Origin of the sequence: Mesorhizobium sp. M1E.F.Ca.ET.041.01.1.1 (assembly GCF_003997355.1) — a bacterium.
In the GTDB taxonomy this organism is placed as follows: Bacteria; Pseudomonadota; Alphaproteobacteria; order Rhizobiales; family Rhizobiaceae; genus Mesorhizobium.
Genome location: NZ_RZSL01001150.1, coordinates 1 through 748 on the forward strand (window position 1 = coordinate 1; position 748 = coordinate 748).

The window sequence follows — 748 nt, forward strand, 5'->3', positions numbered from 1 at the left end:
GCGGATGGTTCATGTCGAGGATCTGATCGAGCCGGGACCGCAACAGGTCCGCCTGGCCGCTGTCTCGCCGTTCCTTCGGCCGCATCGCTTGCTCCCGCTCTCCGGTCGAAACGCCATCGAATCACGCAACGCAGACGCAAACATTTTGCCGGAAATCGCTGGCCAGCACCACAATTTCCGGCAAAATAAAACCCGAAATCAGGGGAAGATCTTAAATTGAATCAAAACCTTCCGTGTTCTTCACGGACGACTATGAGCTTACCCCGACTTCGCATGATTCCACCATATGCTGCCGCGCGGCTCGCGTCGCGTGGCCATAGGTAATCAAAATAGCGTATTCAATTGTATTCCGCACTGGCAGCAATTGGATCAAACAAGGTGGCTAACGTCGTCACTCACCAGCAAGATTGCAAAAGCTTGATCTCAAAAACGTCCTTTCTATTGAGGCTTTAAGATTTTCAGCATCTTTAAACGCGCGGTGAGTATATCATTGACTACCGCGGCCTGGACGGCGGCAGCATTTCTTACCTTCAGTGCAGCAATTGCGGCGTCGTGAAATCTTTCGCCGTCGTTGTCTTCGAATCCCCGATTTGCAAGCAGGCCCAGTGTGGGGCCGATTGTCACCCAAAGGTTGTCGATAATCGCCAGAAGCCGGGGCGCCTTCGACTGAGCATACAGTGCAAAGTGGAAATTGGCGTTTGCAACAATCTTCGCTCTAAAGTTGTGAGACCTCCGATGTGTACAATAG

General features: G+C 52.0%; 2 protein-coding genes. One reads left to right on the forward strand and one right to left on the reverse strand.

The annotated features are described in order from the left end of the window. Positions 1-220, forward strand: a 220-nt coding sequence (locus EOA38_RS39970; protein ID WP_210213027.1) for a hypothetical protein, incomplete at its 5' end; no start/stop codon positions are given. Between the two features lie 218 nt (positions 221-438). Here EOA38_RS39970 and EOA38_RS38030 read toward each other — a convergent pair. After that, positions 439-748, reverse strand: a 310-nt coding sequence (locus EOA38_RS38030) for an FCD domain-containing protein (protein ID WP_127301628.1), incomplete at its 5' end; no start/stop codon positions are given.